Below are 15,439 nucleotides of genomic sequence, written 5' to 3' on the forward strand. Positions count from 1 at the left end.
TGACCGCTTCAGATTTGAACTCGGGGGAAAAGGTGCGACGCTTACTTTTTGATTTGGCAGACTTTTCTGGCTTCAAAGTTAGACTCCCTATATTCATGGATTCATCTTAACAGATGGCTCCACGGAATCCGGGTAACTTCAGTCCACTAGCTATAATGTTGGATTGATGATCCGTTTACTACTCGGACGCATACTGCCGCCCAAAGCCAAAGGTTTGATGATCACTAAAGTTTTGGGTCCTCCTGGCACCCCGTCCGGTAATGGTTGACGATCAACTTCCCCCTCTCGCTCCCGATGAAAAAAAGTTTCTGTCACCACGTCACCATTTTTCCAGAAAGTTAAGAGCAGCAAGACTTTGAAGGATGCGGAATTGGTGATTTCGCACTTTTTTGGCGATCACCGCTGCCTCTGGATAGCTATATGTCAAATGCTTTTTTCATTCCTTGCGCTCACAAATTTGTGAGCACCTGAATCCTTCCCGTGTTGATGGGTTTCAATTATCAGCTACCTATGGGGGCAGCTAATTAGGCCCCTGTGAGGACACGCCATGAACCTTCCAACAGCAACAATTCGGGAATTCGCGCGTATCGTCGGAGTGGATCACGCCGCTGTAGTGCGTGCAGTGCAAGGAGGAACCCGTCTTACCGATTCAGTTATTCGGGAGAACGGAAAGGTGCGGATCGTCGTGGCGCAGGGGTGCTACGAATGGATCATGCACAAGGAGGAGATGAAGGATTCGCGGGTACGTAAAAGGAAAAGCCGCACAGCAGGCGTGATGCCACGCGATGTTTCTGCCGAAATGGATCGGCATTATGCCGCTCTTATGAAACGGTTTGAATTCGAGAAGGCATGCAATCAGTTGGTACCTGTGGCTACCACCTTGCTTCACATATCCGAGGCATTACGCACTTTTCGTGACACCATGATGAATATTCCGTTGGTGATTTCTGAACTTTTGCGTCCAATCATGCTTGGAATATTGCGGGAGGACGGGGATAATATTTCCCCAGAAAAGCACAAGCTGATGGACGACGCAGTCCTTCAGATCCGACAGGCAAGCAAACGTGAAGTGCGTAAAGCCCTGAATCAAGCCGCGGATATCATCGACGACGAACGTAAGCGGGACAAAGAAAAGCGCTTGAATGACGAGTCCATGAATGGCTTTTAGTCCTGGGGTGGATCTGAATTATGGCCCTTTTGGTGATATCCGTGGCGGAATCGTTTCCGCAATTCGGCTCGGCGAAGAACTGAGCATTCGAGAGCACGCAGAGCGTAACCTTTATCTAGCTCCTGGTAAGAATCCATTCCCTGGCCTCGTTGATTTCTCAAAGACCCCATATCTCTACGAGATCCTTGATGCTCTAATGCCTGATAATGGGATTGAGAAGCTGGTCCTTATGAAAGGCTGGCAGACCGGCGGAACCCTGTCAGGGCTCGCCTGGACGCTTCATGTGATGGATGCGGCGCCTACCTATATGCTCATCGTTCAGCCAAATGATGAGCTGCGAAAGACGTTTTCTCAGCATCGAATCAATCCCATCATCGCATCCTGCAAGTCGCTCAGAGATAAAATCGAAGACGAGAATAGGACAGAGAAGCTGGAGAAGGACAGCATTCTCACAAAATCCTTCCCTGGTGGCTGCCTTTTCCTCGGAACGTCCACGTCCACCTCGGCTTTGCGCTCCCACTCGTTTCAATATGTTCTGTTTGATGAGGTTTCAGCGTACCTTGCCAACACCCAGAAGAATGGTGATCCGGTAGGCCTAGCCATTGGCCGGACCTCCGCCTACGAGGGCCGCAAAAAGCTTTACTTTGTCTCCACCCCGTCCATCGCCGGGCAATGCAGAATCCATGCTGAGTATCTTCTTACTGACCAGCGGAAGTATTTTGTTCCCTGCCTTTCATGCGGTCACATGCAGCTCATCACCGAGGAGGGAATTGACTTCTCTCTCGAAATCCCAGTTTTTCGCTGCGAAAAGTGCCACGCAGCGCATCACGAGCAGGACAAGACGGCGATGCTTGCGGGCGGCGAATGGCGTCCGACCGTGACGCCAAGGATCGCCAATGCCCGCGGCTACCATCTGCCGGCGCTCTATGCCCCGGTCGGCATGTGGTCCTGGAAGAGCACACGCGAGCAGCTTATTAAGGGGGCGGATAATCCGGAGGAAAAAAAGGTGTATGTGAACAACTGTCTTGGCCTTCCTTACGAGGATGCAGCCATGAAGCCAATCGATCCCAATGATCTCAGAAACTGTGAACAGCCGGATTGGTCAGAGGAGAACCGCCTTCCTCAGGGAATTGGCTATCTCACGGCCGGCGTTGATACGCACCCCGATCACGTGGACCTTGTGATCATGGGCTGGGGCCGGGACGGTGAGCGCTGGGTGGTGCATCACGAAAGGATCAATGGCGACAGCAACCAGGAGGCCACATGGCTGGAGCTTTACTGCATCCTTCAGCGGGAGTTTATTCATGGCCACTCGGTGAATGGACGTCTTAAGCTCAGGATTGCAGCCACCTGTATAGATACCGGCGGGCACAATACCGGCGCGGTCTATGACTTTTGCCGCGGTCGGGAGGAAGAGTTCATTCTCCCCATCAAGGGCGCAAAGGACCGCGCTGCACCGATCATTGGGTCGAGCAGCTACAAGAAGGAAGCAGACATTCACCTTTTCCCAGTAGGAAAGCTTGCCACGCACGGGCGCCTTTTCTCGTGTCTGCGACGGTGCCAGAAGAAATTGGAGGAGATGCGTACGGCTGCAAGAAACGGGATCACCATGGTCTATGGAGGTCCCGGTCTCATGCATTTTCGTCCTGGCCTGAAAGAAAGCTTTTATAGGGAGTTGACCGCTCCCAAAAGCAAATGGGTTAAGCGCGACGGCAAGGATCAGCTTGCCTACTACACAACGCCTGGAATTGACGATCATGCCCATGACTGCATGCGATATGCGGACGCGGCGCGGGAGTTCATGGGGCAGAATATAGACGAAATCTGCGGGCAGCTTGAAAGTCTGGCCGAGGAAAGGAACAGGTCATGACACTCGAGGAGCAGCTGGACTCAGTCCAGCGGGCCATTGCCAGAATTGAGGAAGGCGGCCAGGAGATTGACGTTGAGGTGAACCAGCATCGGCGCAATGTCGTCCGGGCAAGGCTCAAGGATCTTTATGACCGTGAGGCAAAGCTGAAGATGGCGATCAGACGGCAAAATGGAGAAGGAGTTATATTTGCGATCCCTCGTTAATGCCGCCCAGACCAGGGCCAGAAATAAAGCGGCCAAAGCACAGGCATCAGAATTATTTCCGATCTTTCGTGGTCCGGATGCCCCTTATCGGTCCACATCCAGGGAAAATACCGCGACGTCCGCCTGGTTTCCCGCATCCGCTAGCACGGATGACGCGCTTTTGGGCTCCATGCGAACGCTGCGGGACCAGTCGAGAGATCTGGATCGAAACGAAGGGCTTGCCCGCGGGGCGATCGAAAATTATGTGACCAACGTTGTCTCGGACGGACTTAGGCCTCAGTCCCGCATAGATCATAGACTCCTTGGTGTCACAGAGAAACGAGCCCGGGAGTTCGAGCAGATGGCTGAAATCATCTTTGAGATGCACATGGGGAGCGATACAGCGGATTTTCACGAAACCGCCAGCTTTCCCCTCATGCAGGCCCAGGTGCTCCGTGCAGCCTTTCTGGATGGTGACAGCCTCGCTGTCAGGCGGTTTTCCAAAAGACCGGGCGCGATTCTTTCCACCTCTGTTCAGCTTATTGATGGGGCAAGGCTTCGGAATCCGGATCGGAATGTAAACCCCAATATGGATGTCCGAGAGGGGGTGGAGTTTCGGGATGGCGCTCCGGTCGCCTTCCATGTGGCAAAGCCTGGTGCAAACCTCTTTTTGGGAACGGAGACCGTCAGGGTCCCTCGCTTTGATAGTGAAGGCCAGCCGCTGGCCCTTCATATTTTTCAGCAGCGGCTCATAGGACAAAGTCGCGGCGAACCGCTCCTGGCTCCGATTATCGAGAAATTCAAACAGATCTCCAGATATTCCGAAGCCGAGATCGCGGCCGCGGTTATCAACGCCTACTATTCGATGTTCATTACGACCGAAACTGGCGGAACCTTCGGCAACAGATCACAGGCCCACCTCTCACGCGATGACGAGGGAGCGGCAGTGCCGGTTGGGCGGCGATCCAATACTATCGAGGCAACCAAGGGGACAATCGTGGAGCTTTTGCCGAATGAAAAGGTCATGACCGCGGCTCCAGGTCGGCCGAACTCCAACTATGATCCTTTTGTCCAGGCGGTGATCAAGCAGATAGGGATAGGCCTGGGGCTTCCCTACGAAGTTCTTACCCAGCACTTTCAATCCTCGTACTCAGCTGCGAGAGGGGCGATTTTGGAAGCCTGGAAGGCATTCAAGGCGAGAAGGGCTTGGCTCGTTTCCTCTTTCTGTCAGCCGGTATGGGAATGGGTCATTACCGACGCAGTTCGCGCAGGGCTGCTGGAAGCTCCCGGATTTTTCGAGAGCCCGCTCAAAAGAAAACTTTGGCTTCGAACTCAGTGGTGTGGGAGCGAGATGGAGTCGATTGATCCCCTGAAGGATGCCAAGGCTCACGAGGTGGACGTTAAAAACGGCTTTGACTCGCGCCGATCCATATTGGAGTCGCGCGGACGCGATTTCGACAAGCTTATGCGCGAGCTGGAAGAGGAAAAACCCTTTTTTTCAACAAGTCCAGAAAAAGCCGCACAACTCAAGCCTAATTGAGCCAAAGGGTGGCCTTTACAGCCTAGTGAAGCAAATGCGGGTGAAAGGCCAGGAACCTAGCCGGGATTGCGCAATGTGCCTGCCAGTACGGGGGCTAAGCTGGACAGGTTCCGAATTTTTCCAGCCAATTTGGCCAGTTACAATATTTTTAAATTATATATAATTTATGAATCACTTTTTGCCGAAAAGGTATATAGTACCTGACAGGAGACGTAGTGAAAGATCTGCTTTGGATTGGGAATGCGTTGAAAGAACTTCGAGATCTTCCTGAGGACGTAAAGCGCGAAATAGGTTTCGATCTGCGACTGCTTCAAAAAGGTTTGGAAGCTCGGGACTTTAAACCCATGATCACAGTGGGTAAGGGGGTTCTGGAAATCCGGGTTCGGGACGGTGAAGGTCGAAACGTTGGTCGCTGTTTTTACGTCGTGAACCGTGGGGACAAGGTTATCGTGCTTCATTCTTTCGTAAAAAAGTCCCAGAAAACCCCGAAAGCTGAAATCGAAAAAGGACAGCTTCGCTATAAGACCATGGAACAGGTTCTGAAATAAATCGAAAGGAACGGACCATGAAAAAGAAAATCGAAAACGAAGAATACATCGAATATACCAAAGGCGACAATGTTTTCGAGGATCTGGGTTTCCGCCCAGACGAGAGCGCCCGCTTGCGTTTCAAACAGGAACTTTGGCTCTATATTGTCGATAATATAAAGCAGCGCGAGCTGACTCAGCATCAGGTTTCGAAAATTCTTGATGTTCCCCAGTCGCGCGTAAGCAATGTTATGAACGGAAAAATTCAGGGAATGACGATAGACTCACTTATGGAGTTTGCAGCAAAGCTTGATCAGAATGTTACGTTTGAAATAAAACGCCTTGCTTGACTTCCTTGCAAACCCTGCAGTTCCACGCAGGATTTTTGCATCAAATCCCAAAAGGTCGCGCAATCTAAACCTCTTTGAATCTCATGTCAACACTTACAGTGCTCACTAATTTGTGAGCACCCAGGCCCTTCCCACACCCTTTCTGAAGTGGATATGTTCACCTCGTGATTAACGCGAGGTATCGTTTGTCTTACCTTCTGAGCTATCTCACCAAATCAACCTGGGCCATGACCGAAGAGGCTTTGAGAAGCCTTCTCGCCGTCGTTCAAAACCGGAAAAAAGAAGGGGCTCTTGAAAAATATGCGGGCGAGCCCATTAAAAGAGCCCGAAAAGCTCACAATCGGGGCGGGATCGGAGTGATCCCGGTCCGTGATTCACTCTTTATGCGCGCAAATCTCATGACGGAACACTGCGGAGCCACCTCCTACGAGACGCTCATGCGTGATTTTCACTCGCTGCTCTCAGATGAGTCCATTCATGCCATTCTCTTTGATATCGACAGCCCTGGCGGTGAAGCCGGCGGCTGCTCGGAGCTTGCCGACGCAATTTTCAGTGCCCGGGGACAAAAGCCCATCCTCGCCTACATATCCGACTATGGGGCCTCGGCCGCTTACTGGATCGCAAGCGCATGTGACCGGATCTACGCCTCGGACTCGGCGATTGTGGGCAGTATCGGAACACAGATCGTTGCATTTTCTGGCGACATGGAAGGGGAAATCAGAATTGTGGCCAGCCAATCTCCCAATAAAAACCGTGATCCTGGTACTCCTGAGGGAGCTGAGGCGCTTCAGGAAAGAGCTGATGCCCTTGCAGAGATTTTTATCGGAAAGGTTGCACAGTACCGCGGAATAAGCCGCGACAGTGTCCTGAAAAACTACGGACAGGGGGCTGTTTTCGTCGGCGAAAAAGCCAGAAGACAGGGCCTTGTCGACGGGATTTCGACATTGGAAAAAGTCATGGAAACACTTGGAGAGAAAACAGTGACCAGTTCGGAAGAGATTACTGCCGCATATATTGCGGAAAAACACCCGGAGATTGCGCAGCATTTCAAGGAGATCGGCGCAGCCTCAGTGCTTGAGAAAGTGGACGCCGAGCAGAAACGTGTCGCTTCCATCCGGGAAAGTGCAAAAGGCCTCGTTTCAGAGGAGTTCTGCAAAGGGCTTGTGGAAGGCGGCCTACCGGCTCATGAGGCCATGGCGGCCATTATCCGGGAAGCCCAGAAAAATCCCATGAAGCCAGGACCTGATTCAAGGCAGGCCGAGGACAGTCAGCTCTCGGGTCTCAATGCCCTGCCGATCGAGAGTGCAAGAGGCGAAGGGCCTCAGTCGCTTGATGAGCGGCTTAAGGCCACGTTTGCCATGCTGCAAAAGACCGGGACCATCAGGCTGCGGGAGATCACATGAAATACCAGCCAGGATATACGAAAGTCGCAAAGTTTGAACCCAAAGGGATCAGGCTTGGTCACGAGCAGATCCGGCGTGATTCAGTCGTCATTGAAAAGGGCCAAAAGCTTGTCATGGGTTCAATTCTCGGTCGCAAACCCAACGGAAAATTCGTGCTGTGTGCTGCGAAAAATGAGGATGGCACCCCTGTCACGGACGGAAGCGAAAAAGCCTACTGCATCTTGCAGGTCGATGTCGATGCAACCGATAGCGACAGGGAAGGCGAGATCTACCGGCAGTGCGCCGCCTTCTGGCTCGATCTGACGGTCGGACGGGGTCACACCATGGCTTCGGTGGTGGAAGACCTGGCCGCTCGCGGCATCTTTATCAATAAGGGCGAAAAATAATGGCGAATCTTGATATCCACAGTACCTACTACCTCGGTGGTCTTTTCGATCAGATTGTTCCTGAGGCTGCGCTCTTTCTCGATACCTTTTTTTCAAAGTACCCTGTTATTCAGTCGAACAGTGAGAAGGTCTACTTTGATGATGTACCTGGGAAGACCAAGGGTGCCTCGCCTTTTGTCAGTCCCAGACGTGAAGCTCCGACCTTTGGCCGGGAAGGCTATGAAACGAATGAATTCAAGCCGGCATATATCAAGGAGAAAATTGATCTCACGCCCGACCTTGGCTTTTCCCGTATTCCCGGGGAAAAATTTGGCGGCGAATATTCGCCCATGCAGCGCCTGGAATACTATCTGGCCCAGGACTTGAGGCGCCTCAAGGATCGCTGGCGCAATCGTCTCGAGCTCATGGCGGCCGAGCTTGTCAAAACGGGAAAGCTGACAGTCAAGGGCGACGGAATTGACGCTCAGCTGGATTTTGGTCGCGATAAATCCTTGAATATCAGTCTTTCCGGCAACAACTCCTGGGCGAGTCCCGAATTTAAAATGCGCGAATTCTTAAACAAGCGCCGCTCGAATATGGCTTCAAAAAACAGACGCAATACCAGCCCCAATATCGCCTGGATTGGTGCCGATGCAGAGGAAATGCTCCTCCGAAACAGTGAACTGAAAGAGATTGTCTCAGACTTCAGGCGCGACGCAGAGGTTCGGTTGAGGCTTTCGCCAGGTCTTCAGTCATTTGAAAACCTCGTTTACGTCGGGAATTTTGGGAGCGTCGATTTTTTCAAGCTGGAAGCCAAGGATCCCGAGGGCAAACCCTTCATTGGGCCAAAGCAGATGCTTTTGACCACGGGCGATATCCATGGCGTCCAGATGTTCGGTGCCATCTGGGACCTCAAGGCAAAGCTCGTGCCGACTCCCGTCTTTATGAAGTCCTGGGAGATCGAGTCCCCCAGCACTCGTTTTGTTGAACTTCAGTCGGCGCCGATCCTTGGAAGCTTCGATCCCAACTGCGCTGAGCTGATTGATATTGCCTCCTGAATCACACAGATAAAGGGAATATTCCATGGATCTGATTTCAAAACAGGACGATCGAGTTTACATCGGCACCGAAAACGAGCCTGTGACCAATTCGCTCATTTTGGCGAGAGAATTTGAAAAGAATCACCACGACATTCTGCGCGCAATTCGCAAAAAGTCTTTTAACTACCCGAAATCATTTACTGAACGCAATTTTGCGGTGAGTGAATATCGGGATGAGACCGGCAAAATGAACAGGATGTACGTGCTGTCGCGGGATGGATTCTGGGCAGTGGTCTTCGGATTCACAGGTAAAAAAGCTGGGCGTTTACAGGCTGAGTTCATCGCTGAATTCAACCGTCGTGCGGACATCATCCATGCGCTACAGGAGCAGATTCGCTCTGAAAACACGTCAGCCCTGCCTCAGCATCGAAAAGAGTATCGGCACAAATACGGCTACCTTCAGATGAAAGCCACAGCTGATGGAAATGTGGAGCAGGAGTGGGTATCCGGCGCAAAGACAATTGCGGAGATGAACGAGATCGAAAACCACGCCCGGCTCCAGCATAAGCGTATCAGCCTTGTGTGGGGAAACCTGAAGTCTTTCATTTCTGAACTTCACCCCAACGATCGTTTCAGTCAGCGCTTCGTTGATTTGCTTGACGATGTGAAGGAGCTGGCTGAACGATGCAAGCCAAAGGCCTATGCCGCAAAAGTAATCCAGGTTCCTATTTTTAGCATGGATGGAGTCCCGCTCTTGGGGCTCAATGCAGCCGGAGCCGATGATCATGTTGCCTCCTGAGTTATCAGAGCCCTTTATCCATAAGGGAAGGGTTTTTCTAGCCGGTTTTACGGAATTTGACATGAAATCCGAGAGAAGCATCAGCCCTGGAGGGTATTCGCGGTTGATTCATCTTCTGGTTGAAGACGCTGATGCGGCGCTCATGAGTGAGATAGACGAAGTCGTGCGAATGAAAAACGGCCGGGTCTATGAAATCAAAAGCATCTGCCTTTCAGGAAACGGGGCTGCGGAAGTTGACCTTGCCCTGGCCCAGGCAAAGCCAGCTGTGAGGACATATTGAAGCTTCTCACGATCCGCTCCGAGATTGAAAAATCCGTAAAGCTAGCTGTGCCGGGCTGGAAGCTTTTCTCGGCCAACACCATCCCGGCGACGGACGACGACTATCCCTGCATCAATACCTTTTTTGATTCGGACAGGCTCATTTCTGACGAAGGGCCGCAGGAGACACGTCGGGTGATCTTTCAGCTGGAGGCTGGATTCAACGTCGAAAGCGGGGACCCGGAAGCTGACCTCGTAGAGCTGAGGCAAAGAATAGAGCATGCCGTTGAGCTGAACCAGGATCTCAAGGATCAGGTGACAAAAATTCGGTTTGTGAAAGTGGATTTTGTCTGTACTCACGACGGCGCGAAGCAAAGGGCGCTGTTGTTCATGACGGCCTGGGTTCACTATCAAAAGCCGCGTGCATGTCCCCCGCCTCCGGTTATCAGCCCGAATCTCCGTCCAGTAATAACTTGCAGGGAGAAGTCTGATGAATGATCTGGCGATTCAGGATTTGATAAGGCGCGTGGACAATATCCTGAGGCCTGGAACCATTTCAGCGGTCGACCTTGAGCGGGGTAGAGTCCGAGTGCGGCTCGGTCCAAATCTTGAAACGGCCTGGCTCGGATGCCTGGAGCAATGGGCGGGAAATCCGCGGTCATCGACACCGCCGAAGCTACAGGAGCAGGTGCTTGTGCTCGCTGCAGGGGGAGAACTGAAGGCCGGATATGTGCTGCGTGGCCTTCCCTCCGCGAAGCATCCGAGGCCATCAAAGAGCCCTGATATGCACATCACTTCCTTCGATGATGGTCTTGAACTGTCATACGACACGGCATCGAATAGCCTTCTCATCTCAAGGCCTGCCGGTCTGAAGCTTATCGTGAAAGCCACGTCCGTCGAGTTTGAGACAGAAAAGTTCGAAGTTTTCAATAAGGCCCGCGTAGGACTAATCAAAACAATTTCGGATGTTTTGAAGCTTATTTTTGGCTCCAAAACGTCGACCATGATGGGGCCACAGCCTCTTCTCCCAGCGTCCGTTGAGGCCCCGGCCAAGGCACAGATCATTGATTCATTTGGAGGATAGGATGCCGCTCTCTGGAACAGAAGGTGCGCTCGGTGCGAAGTTAAAGTCCGCTGCCAAATCCGTGAACGGTGACAGCGATATCGCCTGGGACAAGGTCGCGGAGGCGATCCTCTTGCATATCTCGGGTAACGCGCTTGTTATCGGCGTTGCTCCGCCCAACGGAGGACCGATCGTGGAGGGGAAAATTCAATGACGGGTATGAACGAGAAAACGGGGAAGCTTTTGCGCGGGCAGGAATGGGTCCAGCAGGGGATAAGGCGAAGCCTAAGGACGCGAAAAGGTTCCCGGCCCATGGCCCGCTGGTACGGAACCAATTACATGAGGCAACTCGCGCGCTCCATCAGTGCAGGGACAATTCTGGATCTGACATCCGAGCTCGCCGACTCGATTGAGTCCAGCATACCGGGGGGCAGGCTCGAGTCAGTCGTTGAGCAGGAAAATGGTGAAAGGATGCGTATTTATTTGCGGATTGATGATGCGTCTTTAAGTGTGGGCGCCTGAAATGGATCTACCAAAAATCATCGAGAGTCCTGAATTCAAGGCGATTTTTGCCGATAAGCTAGCCCGATTCACTTCGCTCTGCAGGGAATCCGTGACGGCTGACTTCAGTGAGCCTACGGCAGCCGATCCAAGCTGGCATCATCTTGTCGAGATCGCACTAACGGAGCTGGTGATCCGCGAGAAGATCAATGCGGCCGCCTACTCCCAGCTAATCAAGCTTTCAAATGATCTCGAATTTATCTTCAACGGGAAAATTCGTTCAGATGAAAGCTTTGAGGCCTACCGCGACCGCATGCGCGGCCGAAAATATGAAGCATCCTCGGCCGGCACTATTGCTATGTATAAGGCTCTGACTTTCCTCTACGGCGAGGCCACAGTTGGAACCGGAAACGAAGCCAGGACAGCCTCAATCCAGGATTGTTACGTGCAGAATGTGGCCGGAGATATCCTCATTCACGTGATTGTAAATAGCGAAACCACTGATCTCAGAAATGCGGCGCTCGGAGCATTGACGGAAGCCTTCAAAAGCGAACGCGTAAAGCCCGCTCTGGATTCCGTTTCCTTCAGGCTGGCGACACCCGTTCCCATCACCATTAGCGGTACGATTTCGCTCATGCCGGGCTATGGCTTGGATTACAGAGGGGCCATTGAGACCCAATTCCGCGCCCGTTTTGAAGCCGAAAAGCGGCTAGGATGGGCGCCGGCTGTCAGCTGGATCTCAAAGGAGTTGCATCAGGCCGGGGTGCGTTCGGTTGTGCTTCGCTCGCCTGTCAGCAACATTCCCGTGCAGCCCGAGCGATATCCAGTGATTTCGAGCCTGAACCTCACGTTGGAGGTGGCGGCATGATGGAAAAGATTTTGAAAAGGCTGCATCCGAAGTTTGATGGGGCCGACATCGAAAATATCCGGGTCAGCACCGATCCGGTCGTACGGGAGATGATTCTCTGGGAGTATGGCCTGGAGCCTCTTCTCCCTCATGCTCTGGATCTGACTCAGGTACGCGACGAGGTGCGGGAATTTGCCCGTCTTCATGGGACGCTGTTTGCCATCCGCACGGCCCTCGGGTGGGTAGGCTTTCCCAACGCAAAATTCGTTCGCCTCAATTCGAGAGACTATGAAGTGGATCCGGGCCGTGCTCCAACGGACCAGGAAATCAACGCAATACGCGCTGCGCTGGATGTTTCCGTGCAACCGCGAGGGAAACTCATTCGAATATTTAACGGAGCATTTGAGGTCAGATATGGCTGATGCAGGATACGTCCATGGAATTGTGGTCAATCAGAATACGGGGGCGGTGGAGACCTTCCGTTCGCCGGCCGTCAACGTGGTCGGGATAGTGGGGACAGCTCCAGCAAGCGGAGTTCTCAAGGCCAATGAACCGGCTGCGTTTCCAGGAAAAAAGGAGGCACTTGCAGCGATCTATCCAGAGGGTGCGAAGGGAGAAAGGGGGACACTTTACAGTTCGGTGATCGGTGTTCAGGAGCAGACGTCGGCGCGCGTGGTTCTTGTGCGTTCGGCATCGGATTCCCAGGTGGACATCATCAAGGCAATCGAAGCTTTTTTGGACGCCAAGAGCATCACGGGATTTAAGCCAAAAATCCTTATCGCTCCGGGATTTGGAAATGTGAATATTGAATCTCCTTCCACGGACTCTGTGACAAGAGCCACCGAATCGATAGAAAAGCAGCCGGCTTTCTTGGCTACTGAAGCTGTTACAAATAGCAGCAAAAAATGAAGGAAATAGACCACAAATGGCAAAGATTGCAAATCCGATAGTCTTAAAGCTTTCATCCATTGCAAAACGTCTCAAGGCGATTGCGGTAGTCGATGGACCAAACGATGCATCGGAACTAAAGATTTTCCGAGATCTCAATGGCAATGCACGGATTTATATCGTCTCGCCGACTGTGAAGATTGCTGATGGCGATAGGGTAATTGACGTGCCGGCAAGCGCATACGTGGCTGGTGTATTCGCTCGCATCAAGGTTGGTGAATCGCCTTCGAATCAGGCTATGGAAGGAGTTCTCGGCACAACGCTTCCCATCTCTTTTGAGGTCGATGATCCCGAGACCACGGCTCAGCAGTATAACGCCATGCAGGTGGCCACTATCGTGCGTGATAACGGCTTTCGCGTCTGGGGTGTGCGTGGAAGTGGTAACCCGGAGGATCTCAAGACCAATCAGATCCAAAAAGTCCGTATCTCTGATTCCATTGAGGAAGCCCTCGTCACATCAAACAGCTGGGCTCTGGCCAAAGGCCTTACAATTCGCCTGGTCGATGCTGTTGAGCAAAAGGTGAACGACTACCTTCGCGATTTAAAGCTGGTTGATGAGGCAATCATTGGCGGCAGCTGCGAACGCGACCAGGCTCGTAATACTCCTGACTCGATCGCCAGCGGGAAATACTATTGGAAATACGACTTCACGCCTGTTGCGGTGGCTGAAACGCTTTATTTCGAGGGCTTTAACACAACCGCTTACTATAAGGATTTGGCATAATGAATTCGCTTCGGCTAATTGTCCTGGTTCTGCTTCCTGTCTCCACGATTGGCCTTCTGGCGGCGGATGATCCGCCTTTTTCTGATAATCCGGCTCCGATTTTTGAGAATACCTATCTCATAGATAACATCGGAAACAACAGCCGGGGTGCGGATCTGACTCTTCGGGTTCATAAAAATGCGCCCTTCGGCAATTGCGATAGTCGGATTGATTGTCCTGCATCAGTGATTGTATCCGGCGCCACTGGCAACGTGAATATGCCGGTTGATGTTAATGTGCGAAGCCTTTTTATAGGCAAAAACGTAGTCATTGACTCAACCGGAAAGTGGGTTGGGTCCTCCACTGGACTAATTGGTCCTACTGGGCCTCAAGGCCCAAAAGGCGACACAGGTCCTGCAGGTCCTCAGGGTCTGCAAGGTTTTCAAGGGCCGAAGGGCGATACAGGTGCCCCCGGCCCGGCAGGCCCTCAGGGTCTACAAGGATTTCAAGGTCCAAAGGGTGATACTGGAGCGATCGGTCCGACGGGTCCCCAGGGTTTTCAAGGCCTTCAAGGTCCAAAAGGTGATACTGGCGCGACTGGTCCAGGTGGGCCTCAGGGGCCCAAAGGTGACAGTGGTGCTGCCGGTCCGCAGGGACCACAAGGAGAAAATGGCGAAGGCTGTTGGTATGACGACCGAACCGGACGCATCAACTGTGCCGGCGGCACCTGGATCGAGATCTCCTCGCTGAAAGGACCACCCGGCAGCGCAGGCGCCACAGGTCCTCAGGGCCCGAAGGGAGATAGTGGTCCTGTCGGTCCTGAGGGCCCGAAAGGTGAGCAGGGAGATGGATGCTGGTATGACGACAGGACAAGACGCATCAACTGCGCTGGCGGCACCTGGATCGATGTTTCCTCTCTTCAGGGACCACAGGGCAATGCAGGTCCGACCGGGCCGTCTGGACCTCCGGGTCCAAAGGGGGACACTGGTGGCACTGGTCCGCAGGGCCCAAAGGGTGATTCGGGACGCTGGAACCCTGGTACTTGCCGTGAAGTGAGTAACTTTCTCGAAAAAAATTCGCTGCCACAAATGAATATTTCTTCCGAATGCGCTGCGGATGAGTTTTTGCTGACAGGATACTGCAAGATCTCCACTGCCGGTCAGCTGAGTTCCTGGGCTCCGGAGTTCTCACGCGGACGCTTTTCCTGCAGTGGCTGGCGAAACAATGGGATTCAGCCTCTCTGGGGTGATCTGCAATCCACTGCCGTTTGCTGCAAGAAATAAGGAGAAATCATGTCAGCACAGCTTCCCTATAGCATTGTTAACTTCAACCTGTTCCTTGCCGATGGCGATCATTCAGGCAAGGTTGAGGAAGTAATACTGCCTACGATTGAATACAAGACCGAGGAGGTCTTTAATGCCGGCATGTCCATGCCTATCAAGCAGCCTGTGGCACTTCAGGCCATGAGTGCCACGTTCAAAATGAGCGAGCATGAGGTTCGAAATTTTGCAGCAGCAGGCTCGCCTTTGGCCGGTTTCGTCACGGCAATTCTTTATGGACACCTTCAGAGTGCCGAGGGAAAGACCTCCCAGATCATCTACACGATGCGCGGATCAATCAGCAAAATCGAGAATGGAACGGCAAAGGTTGCAGATCTGAAGGCGGGACAGCAGACTCTTGTCATGGATTTAATGTCGCTGCTGGTCATTCGGGACGGAATCCCTGCCTTTGAAGTCGACGCAAAAGGCGGGGTTCTGGTTCACGGTGTCTTCGATCACTTTGCGTCTCTCCGTAAAAATCTTAAGCTCGCGTAAAGGAAGCCTTATGAAACATAATCTTAAGCATCCTATTCCTTATCAAAACTCCACGATTTCG

The 15,439-nt window shown here is 52.5% G+C and carries 18 protein-coding genes; all 18 read left to right on the forward strand.

Translation table 11 applies throughout. The features are described 5' to 3' along the window. The first annotated feature begins 547 nt into the window (after positions 1-547). The 18 genes from VFO10_RS01565 to VFO10_RS01650 all read left to right on the forward strand — a co-directional run bounded on the left by VFO10_RS01565 (position 548) and on the right by VFO10_RS01650 (position 15,378). On the forward strand, positions 548-1,168 hold the full coding sequence (locus VFO10_RS01565) for a hypothetical protein (RefSeq protein ID WP_325136906.1): 621 nt from the start codon (positions 548-550) through the stop codon (positions 1,166-1,168). Then, the gene (locus VFO10_RS01570) at positions 1,158-3,038 is read left to right on the forward strand and encodes a terminase gpA endonuclease subunit (RefSeq protein ID WP_325136907.1); all 1,881 of its coding nucleotides are present in this window, start codon (positions 1,158-1,160) and stop codon (positions 3,036-3,038) included. The genes VFO10_RS01565 and VFO10_RS01570 overlap by 11 nt, the downstream gene beginning before the upstream one ends. A gap of 186 nt (positions 3,039-3,224) precedes the next feature. Further along, a complete protein-coding gene (locus tag VFO10_RS01575) occupies positions 3,225-4,760 on the forward strand; it encodes a phage portal protein (RefSeq protein WP_325136908.1) in 1,536 nt (511 codons plus the stop codon). Positions 4,761-4,975: 215 nt separating this feature from the next. Beyond that, the gene (locus VFO10_RS01580) at positions 4,976-5,308 is read left to right on the forward strand and encodes a type II toxin-antitoxin system RelE/ParE family toxin (protein ID WP_325136909.1); all 333 of its coding nucleotides are present in this window, start codon (positions 4,976-4,978) and stop codon (positions 5,306-5,308) included. 17 nt (positions 5,309-5,325) lie between these two features. Then, positions 5,326-5,637: a helix-turn-helix transcriptional regulator gene (locus VFO10_RS01585; protein ID WP_325136910.1), complete on the forward strand. Its 312-nt coding sequence runs from the start codon at positions 5,326-5,328 to the stop codon at positions 5,635-5,637. Between the two features lie 185 nt (positions 5,638-5,822). Continuing rightward, positions 5,823-7,040 carry a S49 family peptidase gene (locus VFO10_RS01590; protein ID WP_325136911.1) on the forward strand — a complete coding sequence of 406 codons (1,218 nt, stop codon included), beginning with the start codon at positions 5,823-5,825 and terminating at the stop codon, positions 7,038-7,040. Beyond that, positions 7,037-7,426 (forward strand): head decoration protein, encoded by a 390-nt coding sequence (locus VFO10_RS01595; RefSeq protein WP_325136912.1) that lies wholly within the window; start codon positions 7,037-7,039, stop codon positions 7,424-7,426. Before VFO10_RS01590 ends, VFO10_RS01595 begins: the two co-directional genes overlap by 4 nt. After that, positions 7,426-8,463: a major capsid protein gene (locus VFO10_RS01600; protein ID WP_325136913.1), complete on the forward strand. Its 1,038-nt coding sequence runs from the start codon at positions 7,426-7,428 to the stop codon at positions 8,461-8,463. The genes VFO10_RS01595 and VFO10_RS01600 overlap by 1 nt, the downstream gene beginning before the upstream one ends. A 25-nt stretch (positions 8,464-8,488) precedes the next feature. Next, positions 8,489-9,244 carry a Rha family transcriptional regulator gene (locus tag VFO10_RS01605; protein ID WP_325136914.1) on the forward strand — a complete coding sequence of 252 codons (756 nt, stop codon included), beginning with the start codon at positions 8,489-8,491 and terminating at the stop codon, positions 9,242-9,244. 61 nt (positions 9,245-9,305) lie between these two features. Next, positions 9,306-9,524 carry a hypothetical protein gene (locus tag VFO10_RS01610; RefSeq protein ID WP_325136915.1) on the forward strand — a complete coding sequence of 73 codons (219 nt, stop codon included), beginning with the start codon at positions 9,306-9,308 and terminating at the stop codon, positions 9,522-9,524. Continuing rightward, on the forward strand, positions 9,521-10,000 hold the full coding sequence (locus VFO10_RS01615) for a hypothetical protein (RefSeq protein ID WP_325136916.1): 480 nt from the start codon (positions 9,521-9,523) through the stop codon (positions 9,998-10,000). The genes VFO10_RS01610 and VFO10_RS01615 overlap by 4 nt, the downstream gene beginning before the upstream one ends. Next, on the forward strand, positions 9,993-10,586 hold the full coding sequence (locus VFO10_RS01620; protein WP_325136917.1) for a phage baseplate assembly protein V: 594 nt from the start codon (positions 9,993-9,995) through the stop codon (positions 10,584-10,586). Before VFO10_RS01615 ends, VFO10_RS01620 begins: the two co-directional genes overlap by 8 nt. A 1-nt stretch (position 10,587) precedes the next feature. Continuing rightward, on the forward strand, positions 10,588-10,779 hold the full coding sequence (locus VFO10_RS01625; protein WP_325136918.1) for a hypothetical protein: 192 nt from the start codon (positions 10,588-10,590) through the stop codon (positions 10,777-10,779). A 309-nt stretch (positions 10,780-11,088) separates the two neighbouring features. Continuing rightward, the gene (locus tag VFO10_RS01630) at positions 11,089-11,934 is read left to right on the forward strand and encodes a hypothetical protein (protein ID WP_325136919.1); all 846 of its coding nucleotides are present in this window, start codon (positions 11,089-11,091) and stop codon (positions 11,932-11,934) included. Then, positions 11,931-12,335, forward strand: coding sequence for a hypothetical protein (locus tag VFO10_RS01635; RefSeq protein WP_325136920.1), 405 nt, complete (start codon positions 11,931-11,933; stop codon positions 12,333-12,335). The genes VFO10_RS01630 and VFO10_RS01635 overlap by 4 nt, the downstream gene beginning before the upstream one ends. Next, positions 12,328-12,822: a hypothetical protein gene (locus VFO10_RS01640; RefSeq protein ID WP_325136921.1), complete on the forward strand. Its 495-nt coding sequence runs from the start codon at positions 12,328-12,330 to the stop codon at positions 12,820-12,822. Before VFO10_RS01635 ends, VFO10_RS01640 begins: the two co-directional genes overlap by 8 nt. A gap of 16 nt (positions 12,823-12,838) precedes the next feature. Then, complete coding sequence (locus tag VFO10_RS01645; protein WP_325136922.1) at positions 12,839-13,585, forward strand: phage tail sheath family protein; 747 nt, start codon at positions 12,839-12,841, stop codon at positions 13,583-13,585. A gap of 1,271 nt (positions 13,586-14,856) precedes the next feature. Beyond that, a complete protein-coding gene (locus VFO10_RS01650; protein ID WP_325136923.1) occupies positions 14,857-15,378 on the forward strand; it encodes a phage major tail tube protein in 522 nt (173 codons plus the stop codon). The last annotated feature ends 61 nt before the right edge of the window (positions 15,379-15,439 follow it).

This window comes from Oligoflexus sp. (assembly GCF_035712445.1).
In the GTDB taxonomy this organism is placed as follows: domain Bacteria; phylum Bdellovibrionota_B; class Oligoflexia; order Oligoflexales; family Oligoflexaceae; genus Oligoflexus.

What these genes read in the sequence shown, in the direction of transcription:
- VFO10_RS01565 (WP_325136906.1), top strand. Translation starts at nt 548, where the DNA reads ATGAACCTTCCAACAGCAACAATTCGGGAATTCGCGCGTATCGTCGGA.
- VFO10_RS01570 (WP_325136907.1), top strand. Translation starts at nt 1,158, where the DNA reads ATGGCTTTTAGTCCTGGGGTGGATCTGAATTATGGCCCTTTTGGTGAT.
- VFO10_RS01585 (WP_325136910.1), top strand. Translation starts at nt 5,326, where the DNA reads ATGAAAAAGAAAATCGAAAACGAAGAATACATCGAATATACCAAAGGC.
- VFO10_RS01595 (WP_325136912.1), top strand. Translation starts at nt 7,037, where the DNA reads ATGAAATACCAGCCAGGATATACGAAAGTCGCAAAGTTTGAACCCAAA.
- VFO10_RS01600 (WP_325136913.1), top strand. Translation starts at nt 7,426, where the DNA reads ATGGCGAATCTTGATATCCACAGTACCTACTACCTCGGTGGTCTTTTC.
- VFO10_RS01605 (WP_325136914.1), top strand. Translation starts at nt 8,489, where the DNA reads ATGGATCTGATTTCAAAACAGGACGATCGAGTTTACATCGGCACCGAA.
- VFO10_RS01610 (WP_325136915.1), top strand. Translation starts at nt 9,306, where the DNA reads ATGAAATCCGAGAGAAGCATCAGCCCTGGAGGGTATTCGCGGTTGATT.
- VFO10_RS01620 (WP_325136917.1), top strand. Translation starts at nt 9,993, where the DNA reads ATGAATGATCTGGCGATTCAGGATTTGATAAGGCGCGTGGACAATATC.
- VFO10_RS01625 (WP_325136918.1), top strand. Translation starts at nt 10,588, where the DNA reads ATGCCGCTCTCTGGAACAGAAGGTGCGCTCGGTGCGAAGTTAAAGTCC.
- VFO10_RS01630 (WP_325136919.1), top strand. Translation starts at nt 11,089, where the DNA reads ATGGATCTACCAAAAATCATCGAGAGTCCTGAATTCAAGGCGATTTTT.
- VFO10_RS01635 (WP_325136920.1), top strand. Translation starts at nt 11,931, where the DNA reads ATGATGGAAAAGATTTTGAAAAGGCTGCATCCGAAGTTTGATGGGGCC.
- VFO10_RS01640 (WP_325136921.1), top strand. Translation starts at nt 12,328, where the DNA reads ATGGCTGATGCAGGATACGTCCATGGAATTGTGGTCAATCAGAATACG.
- VFO10_RS01645 (WP_325136922.1), top strand. Translation starts at nt 12,839, where the DNA reads ATGGCAAAGATTGCAAATCCGATAGTCTTAAAGCTTTCATCCATTGCA.
- VFO10_RS01650 (WP_325136923.1), top strand. Translation starts at nt 14,857, where the DNA reads ATGTCAGCACAGCTTCCCTATAGCATTGTTAACTTCAACCTGTTCCTT.